This is a genomic window from Pseudomonas sp. LS44, assembly GCF_024730785.1.
In the GTDB taxonomy this organism is placed as follows: domain Bacteria; phylum Pseudomonadota; class Gammaproteobacteria; order Pseudomonadales; family Pseudomonadaceae; genus Aquipseudomonas.
On record NZ_CP102830.1, the window covers coordinates 2238926 to 2250870 of the forward strand.

Below are 11945 nucleotides of genomic sequence, written 5' to 3' on the forward strand. Positions count from 1 at the left end.
CATGCGGATTTTCTACTGGACGCTGAGTGGTCTGTTCAGCCATTGGCGCCGGCATCCCGTGCAGTTCTTCAGTGTGCTGACCGGTCTGTGGCTGGCCACCAGCCTGTGGACGGGTGTGCAGGCGCTGAACAGCCAGGCCCGGGAAAGCTATGCGCGGGCCAGCCAGCTGCTGGCCGACGCTGACCAATACGCGCTCAGTGCCCGCAACGGCGGGCTGTTTGCGCAGCAGTACTTCATCGAACTGCGACGTGCCGGCTGGCCGGTATCGCCACTCCTGCAGGGCCGTTTGCGCCTGCGGGGGCAGGCCGAACAGCGCCTGCAGCTGATCGGCATCGAACCCCTGACCTTGCCGGCCGACACCTCGCTGGCCGGGCAAGCGGTCGAGCGCCTGGACCTAGCAGCCTTTCTCGGCCAGCCCGGGCGCACCTGGATTGCCCCCGACACCCTCGCGGCCCTCGACCTTGCCGCCGGGGCGCAACCGCTGACCGAGGCCGGGCAAGCCTTGCCGCCGCTGGAACTGCGGCCGCAGTTGGCGCCGGGAGTGTTGCTGGTGGATATCGGCGTCGCCCAACGCCTGCTCGACGCACCGCAGCAGCTGTCCCGGTTGCTGCTGGCCGGCGATTTCGCCCGCAGTAATCCGCGCCTGCCGCCGCAACTGGCCGAGCAACTGGTGCTGAACCGTCGCAGCGAAGCGGCCGATCTGGGCCGGCTCACCGACAGCTTCCACCTCAATCTCACCGCCCTCGGTTTGCTAGCCTTTGTCGTCGGGCTGTTCATCGTGCACGCCGCCATCGGCCTGGCGCTGGAGCAGCGCCGCGCACTGTTACGCACCCTGCGGGCCTGCGGGGTGAGTGCCCGCACCCTGCTGGGCGCCCTGGCCCTAGAACTCTGCGGCCTGGCCTTGCTCGGCGGTTTGGCTGGCGTGCTCAGCGGTTACTGGCTGGCCAGCCTGCTGTTGCCGGATGTCGTGGCCAGCTTGCGTGGCCTGTATGGCGCCGAGGTTGCCGGGCAGCTCAGCCTCAGCCCGCAGTGGTGGCTCGGCGGGCTAGCCATGAGCCTGCTCGGTGCCTTGCTCGCCGGCGCCGGCAGCCTGCTCAGGGCCGCGCGCTTGCCGCTGCTGGCCTTGGCCCAGCCCGAGGCGTGGCAGCAAGCCCAGGCGCTCTGGCTGCGCCGCCAGGCCCTGCTGGCGGCGGCGCTCGCCTTGCTGGCGTTAGTCGCGCTGCTGGGCGGCAACAGCCTGATCGCCGGCTTCGTCCTGCTCGCCGCTTTGCTGCTGGCGGCGGCCCTGAGTTTGCCGCTATGCCTGAACCTGCTGCTGGAGGGCCTGCTGCCGCGCTGCCGCTCGCCGCTGGCGCAGTGGTTCGTCGCCGACAGTCGCCAGCAGCTGCCGGGTCTGGCGCTGGCGCTGATGGCCCTGCTGCTGGCGCTGGCGGCGAATATCGGCGTCGGCAGCATGACCGAGGGCTTTCGCCAGACCTTTGCCGGCTGGCTCGATCAGCGCCTGGCCGCCGAGCTGTACCTCACCCCGCAGGATCCGCAGCAGGCACTGGCCATCGGCGCCTGGTTGGCTCGCCAGCCACAGGTCAGCGCGGTACTGCCGAGCTGGCGGGTCGAGTTGCAGTTGAAGGGTTGGCCGGCGCAACTCAGCGGCATACTCGATCACCCGGCCTACCGCGCCCACTGGCCGCTGCTGAGCGCCAGCCCCGATGCCTGGGAGCAACTGGCCCGGCAACAGGCGCTGATGCTCAGCGAGCAGCTGGCGCGACGCTTGAACCTGCAGCTGGGCGAGCGCCTGAGCCTGCCGACCCCTAAAGGCGAATGGCCGCTGGTGGTCGCCGGCATCTATGCCGACTACGGCAATCCGAAAGGGCACCTGCTGGTCAATGCCGCGGGTTTGCAACAGCACTGGCCGGGGCTGAGCCCGAGCAGCTACAGCCTGCACCTGCCTGCTGTCGAGGTCCCCGAGCTGATGCAGGCCCTGCAGCAGACCTTTGCCCTGGGCAGCGACCGGATCATCGACCAGAGCGAACTCAAGGCCTGGTCGACCCGCGTGTTCGAACGCACCTTTGCCGCCACCGCCGCGCTCAACAGCCTGACCCTGGGAGTGGCCGGCGTGGCGCTGTTCATCAGCCTGCTGACCCTCGGCCAGGCGCGCCTGAGCCAACTGGCACCACTCTGGGCGCTGGGCGTGGGCCGAGCGCAGCTGGCCTGGCTCAGCCTCGGCCAGACCCTGTTGCTGGCGCTGATCACCCTGCTGCTGGCGGTGCCGCTGGGGCTGGTGCTGGCCTGGTGCCTGGTCGCGGTGATCAACGTGCAGGCCTTTGGTTGGCGCCTGCCGCTGCATGTGTTTCCCTGGCAGCTCCTGCAACTGCTGGCCATGGCGGTGCTCGCCACGCTACTGGCCGCCGCCTGGCCGCTGTGGAAACTCGGGCGGACCACCCCGGCCGCGTTGTTGAGGACCTTCGCCGATGAACGCTAGGCTGCGCCTGCTGCTCCTCGCGGGCTTGCTGCTCGGCGCCTGCGATGCCGAACCGCCGCCGGGCGAGGGCTTTGCCGGGCTCGGCAGCGCGGCGGCGGGCTTTGCCCAGGTGACCCCCGGCCGGGCCTTCAGCTTCCCGGCGGATCACGGCGCACACCCGGATTACCGCATCGAATGGTGGTACGTGACGGCCAATCTGGAGGATGAACAGGGCCGTGCCTGGGGCGTGCAATGGACGCTGTTCCGCAGTGCCTTGCAGCCCGGCTCCACGAGTGAGGGTTGGAGCAACCAGAACCTGTGGATGGGCCATGCCGGGCTGACCGGCCCATACGGCCATCGCTTCGCGGAAACCTTCGCCCGCGGCGGCATCGGCCAGGCCGGCGTCGACGCCTCGCCCTTCAAGGCCTGGATCGACGATTGGCAGTTCAGCAGCCGCACGCCGGCGGACGCGGGGCTGGGCGAGCTGGAGCTGCACGCCAAGGGCGGCGCCTTCAGCTATCGCCTGCGCCTGGTCAGCAGCCGCCCGCCGGTGCTGCACGGCGAGCAGGGCTTCAGCCAGAAGTCCGGGGAGGGGCAGGCGTCCTACTACTACAGCCAGCCGTTCTTGCAGGCTGAGGGCACCATCCAGTTGCAAGGCCGCTTGTACCGAGTAAATGGCCCGGCCTGGCTAGACCGCGAATGGACCAGCCAGTACCTGGCGCCCGACCAGCGCGGCTGGGACTGGTTCTCCCTGCATCTGGAGACGGGCGAGAAGCTCATGCTGTTCCAACTGCGCCATGCCGACGGCGCCCACTACCGCGCCGGCACCTGGATCAGCGCCACGGGAGAGCCCCGCGCACTGGCTAGCCAGGACATCGTCATGACCCCCTTGCAGTACAGCCGGGTCGCCGGCCGTCGGCTACCGACCCGCTGGTCGCTGCGCATCGCCAGCGAGGGCTTCGAGATCAGCAGCACGCCGGTGCAGGAGAATGCCTGGATGGATACCCGCTTCCCCTACTGGGAGGGGCCGATCCGTTTCAGTGGCAGCCATCGGGGCGTGGGCTACCTGGAGCTGACGGGGTATTGAGGCAATGTTCTTCAGCAGGGCGCGGGCGATCGCCGCGAACAAGGGGACTGCTTTATTTTCTGCTCAACAATCTGCCCCGTCCGAGCCGAAACCGTACCGTCCAGCCGGACGCTCTTGCTCCCGGACTCGCCACCTATACTCAAAACACCGTGGGCGGACGTGCTGGACGTCCCGTTGGAGAGGGGGCTGGCAAAGCTGCAAAAGTCCTGCAGCCGGCCAGGAGGAAGCAAGCAGGCCAGCGAGGTCTGCGGAGCAAGCAAACCCGTATGAGCAGTGTGAAGGGCTCGGTTGAAACCTATTTGTCATCGGTGTCTCTGCGGACGGGAAGGTAAAGTCCGCGCACTTTGCGTGACTACGCTCAGCTTTCTTTCCTAAGCCCAAACCCACCGTCACCACGCCTACTCCGAGTAGGCCGTGAACGGCAGCTAAGGGTCGATTCCGGTCTGTCACGACCGGCAGCAGTCGCCCCATTGCTGCCACTCACCATAGGCAGCAATCGGCCAAGAGCGGACATCGAGATAGCAAACCTCAAAGGGGCCGAGCACTGAGGCCGTTGGATATTTAAGCAGCGGGTCCCTAGAACTTTTCCCTATTTATCGGTCTATGTGGATAGGCACATCCACTCGGTAAGCGCGAACCTGCAGTCTTCCCGCAGCCAGATAGCCACACGTCAAAATGTCAATCAGAGGTTGTCTTCGCTCATGAAATTCCATGACCCACGGATGGTGCTCTTCGGGCTGTTGGCATTCGCGGCAGTGGGCTCGGCATCAGCAACACAGATGAAGACCTCAACTCCTGTTTTCGCAACTGAAGTCGCAGCAGTTCAGGCTCCGGTCCAGGCTGCCGGCAACCCTTGGCCGACCTTGGCCAGTATGGCCGGCAAGCAGCCAGGGCCGTTGCTTGCCCATGACGACCGATACTGGCATGACGGTCGTTGGCACGATCGTAGAGACGATTGGCGCCGAGACGACTGGCGTAGAGAAAAGTGGCGTAGAGAGCAAGCCCGCCGAGAAGCTGAACGTCATCGTGATTGGGAGCGCCACCGAGATCGGGCCATGCGGCAGCGCTACGCGGACGATCACCGCTATTATCGTCGCTAGTGCGAAGCCAGGGGTTCAATCCACATGCAACATGGGCGATGCTCCGCCAACCTGCGAAACTAGGACTCAAACCGGTCCGAAATTAGCAGTGCTCGTCCACTAGGCCGTAGAAATCAGGCTGAAAACGTCGACGAGGTATGAATCGGATGTTTGTTCAGCGCTTCCCAAATAAAATCTGACCGGCATCAACCGGCCAAAAGGAGCCCTTCGGATGCGTCTAGGAAATCAGAGGCAACTCAATGATCGACTATTCGGGGCTGGCTGCTCTCGGTGAGCTCAATCGCAGTTTGCTGTTGCGCGACGTGAAACTGCACCTGGCTGAAGTCAAAGGCCCGATCATGGATCGCCTGCAGCACAGCGAACTGCTCCGGAGTCAGCTCAGCGGCGAGCTGTTCTCCAGCACCACCGATGCTTGCCGCCGGCTCTACCACGCGAACGAAGATTGGCAATGAGCAGCTGCCACTGGTCAGGGTTTCGGGGAGGTAAAGCCTCCTACTGACTAGGGGCAAGGTTATGCCTGGTGGGCTCCGGGCGATGCCATAGCAAATGGGCTAGATTTCAGCACAGCGGTTCGCTCACTCAGAAGGGACGGATGCCATGCTCGATTACTTCGCCTTGGGTCTGCTGATCTTCGTCGGGCTGGTGCTGTTCTACGGGATCATCGTGCTGCACGACATCCCCTATGAAATTGCCGTGCACCGCAATCATCCCCATCAAGACGCAATCCATGCCACCGGCTGGGTCAGCCTGTTCACCCTGCACGCACTTTGGCCGTTCCTGTGGATCTGGGCGATGGCCTATAGGGAGGATCGTGGCTGGGGCTTTGGCGACGGTAAGTCACCGCAAAGCCATGTCATCCATCTGGAGCAACAAGTAGCCGAGTTGCAGCAGCGGGTGGATCGGCTCGAAGGCAAGATGGCGGTAGCTCAGACGCCGGCAGATCCTGGTCCTGATCTTGGCGCGGGAATCTGAGCCATGGATCTCTTGCTCATCCTCACCTATGCCGCGTTGTGCATCGCTATCTTCAAGATCTTCCGCATCCCGCTGAACAAGTGGACGGTACCCACTGCAGTTCTTGGCGGTGTAGTGCTGATCGGCGCGCTGATCTTCACCATGAATTACAACCATCCCTATTCGGAGGTGGCGCGTTCGTATTTCGTCTCGACTCCAGTGATACCGGTGGTCACCGGTCAGGTGATCGATGTCCCCGTACAGACCAACCAGCCACTGGAGAAGGGTGACGTACTGTTTCGCATCGACCCGACCCCCTTCGAGAACCGACTGAAATCCATCGAGGCGCAGCTAATTCAAGCCAGGGGCGACTTGGGCCGAATCAGAGAGCTGATCAAGCGTAACTTCGGCACCCGCCGTGATCTGGATATCGCTACCGCTCGTGTGACGGATCTTCAGGCGCAACTGAATATCGCTCAGTTTGAACTGGATAACACCGTGGTGCGGGCTCCGGGCAAAGGCTTTGTCACTCATGTCTCACTGCGCCCCGGGATGATGGCGACCAAGCTGCCATTGCGGCCTTCCATGGTTTTCATTCCTGACGAGGGCCATTACTTCGTGGCCTGGATGCGGCAGAACAGCCAGCTGCGTCTGACGCCGGACGATGAGGCTGAGATCGCGTTCGACGGGATCCCGGGCAAGGTGTTCAAAGGCGAGGTGAAGAACGTGATCGCCGTGATCGGAGAAGGGCAGATACAGCCCTCCGGCACGTTGATGAGCTACACCGGTTCACCGCCGCCGGGCAGGGTGCCAGTCATTATCGAAATCACCGACCCCAATTTCGCGCAATACAGCAAGCTGATGCCGGGCGGCTCGTATGGGCAGGCGGCGCTCTACAGCAAGCATTTCCACCATGTTGCGGTGATGCGCAAGATTCTTCTGCGCATGGCCGCCTGGATGAACTACATCTTCCCGTTCCACTGAATGGCGAAACGGTGCAGGGAAGAGGTGAAGAACGTATCGATTCCGGTTCGGTTAGCTGCACGCAAGGAGAAACATGATGGCGCCTAGTCCTCTCACTGAATGGATGCTGTCGCGTGGATTGCTGGATGTCCTGATCCGCGCAGGTCTGATTGCCGTACTGGTCGTTTTCTGCTTCCAGATCTTCAATCCCTTCCTCGACCTAATGCTCTGGTCGGTGATCCTCGCCATCACACTGTACCCACTGCATCGAATGCTCAAGGCCCGGCTCGGAGCTCGCGATGGACATGTGGCGAGCCTGATCGTGCTGGTCGCGCTCGCCATCCTGATGGTGCCGTTGTATCTGCTGGCCACCTCGATGGCGGAGTCGGCACAGAGCGCCCTGGAGGTGGTCAAGTCCGAGAGCCTGCATATTCCGCCACCGAGTGAGGCGGTGGCCAGTTGGCCGCTGGTGGGGCCGACCCTGCACGCCTTCTGGCTGCAAGCGTCGACGGATCTGACGAGCGTGGTGAAAGAGCTGACCCCGCACCTGAAAGGCGTTGGTCTGACGGTGCTGGGCAAGCTGGCCGGTGTCGGAATGGGCTTCCTGATGTTTATCGCTGCACTGATCATCGCCGGTATCGCCATGGCCTATGGCGACAATGGCCACCGGAGCGCAGTGCGGATCGCCTTGCGCATCTCCGGCCCGGAACGGGGACCGAAGATCGCCGAGCTCTGCACCGCCACCATCCGTGCGGTGGCCCAGGGCGTGGTTGGTATCGCCTTTATCCAGATGCTGTTGGTTGGTGTCGCCTTCGTGCTCATGGGCATTCCCGGCGCCGGCCTGCTCGCCCTGGCAGTGTTGCTGCTCGGCATCATGCAGCTACCGGTCTTGCTGATCACCGTGCCGGTGATTGGTTATGTCTTCGCCACCGAGGGCGCCACCGTGGCGAGCATCATCTTCGGCATCTACGCCTTCGTCGCTGGCATGGCCGACAACGTGCTTAAGCCGTTGTTACTGGGACGCGGTGTCGATGTACCGATGCCGGTGATATTGATCGGTGCACTGGGCGGTATGGTCACCAGCGGGTTCATCGGCCTGTTCATCGGCCCGGTGATGCTCGCGGTCGGTTACCGGCTGTTCTGGCAGTGGGTGGATGAGCCGGCGCAAAGCAACGAGACAAGTGACCAGCAACCGGCGTGACGCGGTCGCCGCCCTCGCCATGCTGCTGATCCCCGGTCCGAGCCGGCTAGTCCTGCTGATAGCGCTTGGCGTTAGCGGCTGCGTACGCGTCGGGCCGGATTTCCAGGCGCCGGGCGAGGCGTGGGTCGACGGCTGGCACAGCCCGGCACTCGCGCAGGTCAGCCAGCCGCGGCCGTCGCCCGATCCCCGCCAATGGTGGCAGGTGTTCGCCGATCCGATCCTTGACCGGCTGATCTCCGAAGCCGATGCCAACAATCCGGACTTGAGAATCGCCGGCCTGCGGGTGATGGAAGCCCGAGCTCAACTGGGCATAGCCCTGAGCGGCCGTTACCCGCAACTGCAGCAGGCCAGTGCCGACAGCCTGTATTTCGACCACAACGAATCCGGTGGCCGCAACCCGCAGGATCGTCATTTCTGGCAGCACAGCGCCGCTTTCGACGTCGCTTGGGAACTGGATTTCTGGGGACGTTTCAGTCGCGCCATCGAGTCGGCCGATGCCGCCTACTTTGCCGCCCAGGCCAATCATGACGACGCGCTGGTGCTGCTGCGCGCGCAGATGGCGGACAGTTATTTCGCCCTGCGCACCGCCGAGGCCCGCCTGCGCATTGCGCGCGACAACGCCCGTTTGCAAAAACGCAGCTACGAGATCACCGAGCGGCTGTTCACCAGCGGTGAGAGTGCCGAGCTGGATCTGCAACAGGCCAAGACCCAGTACCTGGGCACTCTGAGCACCATCCCAGACCTGGAAAGCCAAGTGCTGCGCACCCGTAACGTCTTGTCCACACTGATTGGTCGTCCTCCGGGCCAACTCCCGGAACTGGCGGAGAAGGAGGGACTGATCCCGCTGATCGACCGCGCCGTGTTGGAGGATGTCCCCGGCAACCTGCTATTGCGCCGTCCAGACGTCCGCGCCGCCGAGCTTCAGGTTGCCGCCCAGTCGGCGCAGATCGGTGTGGCCGAGGCCGATCTGTACCCATCGCTGAGCCTGCTGGGCAGCATCGCCTGGTCCACTACCACGCTGAGCGGCGCTTCCGACACGCTGGATCTTGTCGGCGGCCCCAGTCTGCTTTGGGACGTGTTCGACCATGGCCGGATCAAAGACAACGTGCGCGTACAGGATGCCCGCTTGCAGCAGCTGATCGTCGCTTATCAGGACAGCGTGCGTCAGGCCGCGCGCGAGGCCGACGATGCTGCCATCGGTTTGATCAAGTCGCTGGAGCGTGACCACATCCTGAGCGAGGCCTCGGTGGCCGCCGAGCGCTCGCTGACCCTGGCCAGCGCCCAGTACCGCGAAGGCTATTCGGATTTCCAGCGCGTACTGGATGCCCAGCGGGCGCTATTCGCCCAGCAGGACGCGTATCTGGTCAACCGCAGTACCGCCGTGAGCAATCTGATTGCCCTGTACAGGGCTCTTGGTGGTGGTTGGTACAGCGAGCAACCACTGGTCGATCCCGCCACCCGCCAGCAGATGCAACAACGCACCGACTGGGGCGAATTACTGGATGAGCCAAGCCGTCCGCCCGCCGACACCAGTCCACCTGAGACAAGGTAGGTTCCGATGAATGACAGCCAGCAAAAGCCTGCAGAAGAAGCGCCGCCGAGCGAGCCGACGCCCGCCGCCGACGCAGTGAAGAAGGGCGCCAACTGGGTAGCTTTGCTGATCGGCCTGATCCTGGTCTGGTACCTGCTGGCCGATCGCTTCACGCCTTACACGCAGCAGGCGCGGGTACAGGCTTTCGTCGTTCCGGTGGCGGCGGAAGTGGCGGGGCGGGTAACCCAGGTGCACGTGCGCAACAATCAGAACGTCAAGGCCGGGGAGGTTCTGTTCGAGATCGATCAGCAGCAGTATCGGATCGCCGTTGATCGCGCCCGCGCCGACCTTGAGTCGACACGCCGGCAGATCGGCGCCAGCACCGCAGGAATCGAATCGGCGCAGGCCAACTTGCGCGCCGCCCAGGCCAACGAACTCAAGGCCCGTCAGGACAGTCAGCGCCTCGAACGCCTGTACCGTGAAGACCCGGGCACCATTTCCCTGCGCCGTCTCGAAGTGTCGCGTGCCACTCGCGAAGAGGCCGTCAGTCAGGTCGCCGCGGCGCGGGCCGAAGTGCAACGTGCACGCGAACAGCAGGGCGGCAGCGATGAAGAGAATGCCCTGTTACGCAGCGCCGCTACCGCCTTGGCGAAGGCTGAGCTGGATCTGACCAATACCCAGATACGCGCGCGCTCGGATGGCCTGATCACCGATTTGCGCACTGAGGCCGGTCAATATGCTGCCGCCGGCAATCCGGTCATGACCCTGATTGCAATCCACGACGTGTGGATCAATGCGGAAATGACTGAGAACAATCTGGGCCGGGTCGAGCCGGGGACTCCCGTGGCCATCGTGCTGGATGCACTGCCCGGCAAAATATTCAAAGGCCGCGTGCGCAGCGTTGGCTATGGCGTCAGCGTTGGTCAGAGCACCGCGCCCGGCACCTTGCCGAGTGTGGAGAACAGTCGCGACTGGTTGCGTCCGGCCCAGCGTTTTCCGGTGGTGGTCGAGTTCGCCCCCGGCGAGCTGACCACTCCGCGCGACATCCGCGCCGGAGGGCAAGCCGAGGTCATGGCGTTTCCCTCCGAAGGCAACCCGCTGAACCTGCTCGGCCACCTGTTCATTCGCGTGATGAGCTGGCTGTCCTATGCCTACTGAGCGCGATCCTCGCAGCCAGCGCGCGCTACGCCTGGCCAGTGGCGTTGCGCTGTGTCTGGCCGTCAGCTTCGGCCTGGATCTGCCGATTCCCTTCCTGGCACCGATGCTGGCGCTGTTCATGCTGGCCTCGATGAACCGGCCGCTGCCCCTCAAGGCCGGATTGGGTCTGGCGCTGATGGTGATGCTGACCACCGCAAGCGGTTTGCTGGTGATCCCGCTGCTGCAATATGTTCCTGTGAGTGGGGTATTGCTGGTTGGGTTGTGCCTGTTCCATTGCTTCCGTTATGGGCTGCGTGGGGGCAATCCGTTGGTGGGGACTTTCCTGGTCATCGGCCTGACCCTTATCTCCGCCGCCGGTACCAGTGTCTTTTCCCTGGCCCTGATGGTCATCGAAGCGTTGAGCAAGGCAGTGCTGCTCGCCGTGCTGGCCCTGGCGCTCGGCCACTGGCTATTTCCCGAGCCGGCCAATGCGCCTGTCGCGCCTGCCCAGCCCAAGACGCCACCCGCCAAGGCAAGCTGGATTGCCCTGCGCGCCGCCCTGGTGGTGATGCCGGCGTTTCTGCTGGCGCTGATCGACCCGGCCAGCTACATGCCGCTGATCATGAAATCGGTGAGCCTCGGCCAGCAGGTATGCAGCACCAAGGCGCGCGATGCCGGGCGCGAACTGCTGGGTTCGACCCTGCTCGGCGGCCTGTTGGCCATGTTGTTCTGGGGAGGGCTGAGCATCCTGCCGAACCTGTGGATGTTCTTTCTGTGGATGCTGCTGTTTGGCCTGCTGCTGGCGCGCAAGTTGTACGCCCTGAGCCCGACCCGGCAAAGCCCTGGATTTTGGCTGAGCAGCATGGCCACGCTGATCATCCTGCTCGGCCAGTCGGTACAGGACAGCGCCGCCGGCAAGGATGTCTACAGCGCTTTCGCCGTGCGCATGGGGCTGTTCATCGCTGTCACCCTGTATGCCTGCCTGGCGGTTTACTTGATCGACGCACACCGCCTTCGCCGGCGAGGGCGCGTCGCAAGCTGAGGAGAGGACCGTATGCTGCTCAACTTTCTGGTCGGCCTTCCCGTGATGCTGCTCTGTTTGCTGTTGCAGGCGCTGTTCGTGACCCTGAGTTTGCGTCAATACGTACGCGGGAAGGGCGCACACGGGCCGGACTCATGGGTATGGAACACAACCCTGCTGTCGCTGGTGATGTTGATCATGCTGCTGGGCAATTTCGTGCAGATGGGGATATGGGCGGCGCTATTCATGCTGCTCGGTGAGTTCGACAGCTTTGCCACTGCGCTGTATTTCTCGGGCGTGACCTTCGCCACGTTAGGGTATGGAGACGTTGTCATGTCGGCTCGCTGGCGCCTGCTCAGTCCATTGGAGGCGGCTAACGGCATCCTGATGTTCGGCGTCTCCACAGCAGTGATGACCGCAGCGGTGATGGATGTCATCAAGCGCCACACCCCGCGGTCACAACAGCATCCCGACGACTAGCTCAATCAGGCGGTGG

At 63.8% G+C, this 11945-nt stretch carries 11 protein-coding genes; all 11 read left to right on the forward strand.

Going from position 1 to position 11945, the window contains the following annotated elements:
- The first annotated feature begins 1 nt into the window (after position 1).
- Positions 2 to 2479, forward strand: coding sequence for an ABC transporter permease (locus NVV93_RS09910; protein ID WP_258250511.1), 2478 nt, complete (start codon positions 2 to 4; stop codon positions 2477 to 2479).
- Positions 2469 to 3545 (forward strand): lipocalin-like domain-containing protein, encoded by a 1077-nt coding sequence (locus NVV93_RS09915; protein WP_258250512.1) that lies wholly within the window; start codon positions 2469 to 2471, stop codon positions 3543 to 3545. Before NVV93_RS09910 ends, NVV93_RS09915 begins: the two co-directional genes overlap by 11 nt.
- Before the next feature lie 701 nt (positions 3546 to 4246).
- A complete protein-coding gene (locus tag NVV93_RS09920) occupies positions 4247 to 4645 on the forward strand; it encodes a hypothetical protein (RefSeq protein ID WP_258250513.1) in 399 nt (132 codons plus the stop codon).
- Positions 4646 to 4884: 239 nt separating this feature from the next.
- Positions 4885 to 5097 carry an STAS domain-containing protein gene (locus NVV93_RS09925; RefSeq protein ID WP_258250514.1) on the forward strand — a complete coding sequence of 71 codons (213 nt, stop codon included), beginning with the start codon at positions 4885 to 4887 and terminating at the stop codon, positions 5095 to 5097.
- A gap of 145 nt (positions 5098 to 5242) precedes the next feature.
- On the forward strand, positions 5243 to 5617 hold the full coding sequence (locus NVV93_RS09930; protein ID WP_258250515.1) for a DUF3302 domain-containing protein: 375 nt from the start codon (positions 5243 to 5245) through the stop codon (positions 5615 to 5617).
- Between the two features lie 3 nt (positions 5618 to 5620).
- Positions 5621 to 6580, forward strand: a complete 960-nt coding sequence (locus NVV93_RS09935; protein WP_258250516.1) for an HlyD family secretion protein — start codon at positions 5621 to 5623, stop codon at positions 6578 to 6580.
- 76 nt (positions 6581 to 6656) lie between these two features.
- Entirely contained in the window at positions 6657 to 7760 is a 1104-nt protein-coding gene (locus NVV93_RS09940; RefSeq protein WP_258250517.1) for an AI-2E family transporter, read from the forward strand.
- A 19-nt stretch (positions 7761 to 7779) separates the two neighbouring features.
- Entirely contained in the window at positions 7780 to 9312 is a 1533-nt protein-coding gene (locus NVV93_RS09945) for an efflux transporter outer membrane subunit (protein WP_258254330.1), read from the forward strand.
- A 6-nt stretch (positions 9313 to 9318) separates the two neighbouring features.
- Positions 9319 to 10449, forward strand: coding sequence for an HlyD family secretion protein (locus tag NVV93_RS09950; RefSeq protein ID WP_258250518.1), 1131 nt, complete (start codon positions 9319 to 9321; stop codon positions 10447 to 10449).
- Positions 10439 to 11470, forward strand: coding sequence for a DUF2955 domain-containing protein (locus NVV93_RS09955; RefSeq protein WP_258250519.1), 1032 nt, complete (start codon positions 10439 to 10441; stop codon positions 11468 to 11470). The genes NVV93_RS09950 and NVV93_RS09955 overlap by 11 nt, the downstream gene beginning before the upstream one ends.
- A gap of 12 nt (positions 11471 to 11482) precedes the next feature.
- Positions 11483 to 11929 carry a potassium channel family protein gene (locus tag NVV93_RS09960; protein ID WP_258250520.1) on the forward strand — a complete coding sequence of 149 codons (447 nt, stop codon included), beginning with the start codon at positions 11483 to 11485 and terminating at the stop codon, positions 11927 to 11929.
- The last annotated feature ends 16 nt before the right edge of the window (positions 11930 to 11945 follow it).

Coding starts and splice junctions, on each gene's coding strand:
- NVV93_RS09920 (WP_258250513.1), top strand. CDS start 4,247: ATGAAATTCCATGACCCACGGATGGTGCTCTTCGGGCTGTTGGCATTC.
- NVV93_RS09945 (WP_258254330.1), top strand. CDS start 7,780: ATGCTGCTGATCCCCGGTCCGAGCCGGCTAGTCCTGCTGATAGCGCTT.
- NVV93_RS09930 (WP_258250515.1), top strand. CDS start 5,243: ATGCTCGATTACTTCGCCTTGGGTCTGCTGATCTTCGTCGGGCTGGTG.
- NVV93_RS09950 (WP_258250518.1), top strand. CDS start 9,319: ATGAATGACAGCCAGCAAAAGCCTGCAGAAGAAGCGCCGCCGAGCGAG.
- NVV93_RS09940 (WP_258250517.1), top strand. CDS start 6,657: ATGGCGCCTAGTCCTCTCACTGAATGGATGCTGTCGCGTGGATTGCTG.
- NVV93_RS09915 (WP_258250512.1), top strand. CDS start 2,469: ATGAACGCTAGGCTGCGCCTGCTGCTCCTCGCGGGCTTGCTGCTCGGC.
- NVV93_RS09960 (WP_258250520.1), top strand. CDS start 11,483: ATGCTGCTCAACTTTCTGGTCGGCCTTCCCGTGATGCTGCTCTGTTTG.
- NVV93_RS09925 (WP_258250514.1), top strand. CDS start 4,885: ATGATCGACTATTCGGGGCTGGCTGCTCTCGGTGAGCTCAATCGCAGT.
- NVV93_RS09955 (WP_258250519.1), top strand. CDS start 10,439: ATGCCTACTGAGCGCGATCCTCGCAGCCAGCGCGCGCTACGCCTGGCC.
- NVV93_RS09935 (WP_258250516.1), top strand. CDS start 5,621: ATGGATCTCTTGCTCATCCTCACCTATGCCGCGTTGTGCATCGCTATC.
- NVV93_RS09910 (WP_258250511.1), top strand. CDS start 2: ATGCGGATTTTCTACTGGACGCTGAGTGGTCTGTTCAGCCATTGGCGC.